The organism is Shewanella sp. SG41-4, from assembly GCF_014164505.1.
GTDB lineage: Bacteria > Pseudomonadota > Gammaproteobacteria > Enterobacterales > Shewanellaceae > Shewanella.
In genome coordinates this window covers 1-1,782 of record NZ_JACJFI010000523.1, presented here as the reverse complement: position 1 = coordinate 1,782, position 1,782 = coordinate 1, and the positions used below count along the sequence as shown (strand labels likewise).

The window sequence follows — 1,782 nt, the reverse complement described above, 5'->3', positions numbered from 1 at the left end:
TGACTACCAATCCAGAAGTGAGCTCAGTACGCGACTCTGATCGTATATTAGGCATGTTACAGAGCCGTTCACGTCGTGCTGAATTGTCTTTGGAACCCATTAAAGAATATTTATTGTTAACTCGTTACTCTCCAGCACGAGTCAAAACAGGTGAAATGCTCAGTGTTGAGGATGTTAAAGAAATCTTGGCTATTGAATTACTCGGTGTAATCCCTGAGTCTCAATCGGTACTGAAAGCATCAAACTCTGGTGTACCGGTCATTATCGACCAAGAAAGTGACGCAGGTTTAGCATACGGCGATACGGTTGCACGCTTATTAGGTGATGATGTACCTGTTCGATTTATTACAGAAGAAAAAAAGGGATTCCTTAAAAGGATATTTGGGAGCTAATTATGTCGATACTTGATTATTTTAGAAGCAGTAAAAAGCCCAATACCGCATCATTGGCAAAAGAACGATTACAAATTATTGTGGCCCATCAGCGTGGAGAGCGCGGTGCACCAGATTATTTTCCAAAAATGAAACAAGAGATCATCGAAGTGATCCGTAAATATGTGCAAATATCAGATGACCAAGTTTCTGTGCAACTTGATCAAAACGATGACAATTTATCGGTGTTAGAGCTAAACATTACCTTACCTGATTCAAAGTAACCAGCTAAGCTCAAGCTTGCCCTACTCGTTTTAAAACAAAAAAGGATACTCGCATAATGCGAGTATCCTTTTTTGTTATGTGGATATAGTTGAATGAATTAAAGCTGAATTAACTAAAGCCGAACTAACTAAAGCGCACTGGCTCTAGTAAATTACCAATCAACTGTCCACGCCAACCCCCTAAGAGTATCGGGGTAGGTGTTTGTTTATTGTGATACAACCATAATAAAAATTCATGAATATGGCGTTTAGAACCAATAAACTCTAATGCTACGTTTTCACGCTCACATAATTCAGTTAAGACTGTTTTAACTTCTTTAAAAGCTGATTTATAACCAGACTTAAGCGCAACAACATCAACTTCTTCTGGTAGATTAATTAAATCAGCCGTCGCCATAACGGTTAATAAATCTTTACCGTGAATGCGTTTCTCTTGATCCGTTAAGTCATTTAAACTATTCAATTCCGCTAATGTAGTCGGTTGTTTTTTGGCTAATGCTATTAATGCATGATCTTTTACCACAAAACCCAACGCAAGATTACGGTTTACCGCTTTGGCTAATCGCCATTTCGCCAATACTTTTAAATAGGCTAATTGCTGACTCGATAATTGAAAAGCATTTTTGACTTTAAGGTAAACGCTATCGCCTTCAGGCAATGACATACGCCCTTCGGTCATACGCTGACCTTCTTCAAATAACCATTCAATACGATTGTCCGCAGCCAGCTTCTGTTGCAGCTGAGGATACAATTGGTATAAATAGAACACATCGTTAGCCGCATATTGTAATTGTGCATCAGAAAGTGGTCGGTTCATCCAATCCGTACGCGATTCACCTTTATCTATTTCAACTTGTAAGCATGCGTCAACGAGCTTGGCATAACCTAAACCATGACCCAAGCCAGCAAAGCTTGCGGCTATTTGGCTATCAAATAGTGGGCTTGGTTGGCATTCACCATAATGAGCAAATACCTCAAGATCTTCGCTACAAGAATGCACTAACTTAACGATTTTAGGGTTAGTTAATAGTTGCCAGAATGGGCTGAGGTCGGTAATAGCGACGGGATCAATTAAGGCTAAAGTTTTACCATCGTAAGCTTGGTTAAGCCCCAATTTTGCATAGTAT

Annotated in this window: 2 protein-coding genes and 1 pseudogene; 2 read left to right on the top strand and 1 reads right to left on the bottom strand. The window is 39.5% G+C overall.

Annotated elements, in window-relative coordinates; all coding sequences use genetic code 11:
* Both H5202_RS21850 and minE read left to right on the top strand, forming a co-directional pair.
* A pseudogene (locus tag H5202_RS21850) lies at window positions 1–392 on the top strand (septum site-determining protein MinD); the annotation flags it as partial.
* Window positions 393–394: 2 nt separating this feature from the next.
* Window positions 395–655, top strand: coding sequence for a cell division topological specificity factor MinE (gene minE / locus H5202_RS21845; RefSeq protein ID WP_182773889.1), 261 nt, complete (start codon window positions 395–397; stop codon window positions 653–655).
* 124 nt (window positions 656–779) lie between these two features.
* On the opposite strand, the gene rnd is transcribed toward minE, so the two are convergent.
* Window positions 780–1,782 (bottom strand): ribonuclease D (rnd, locus tag H5202_RS21840; RefSeq protein ID WP_182773888.1); only part of this gene is annotated, 1,003 nt, incomplete at its 5' end.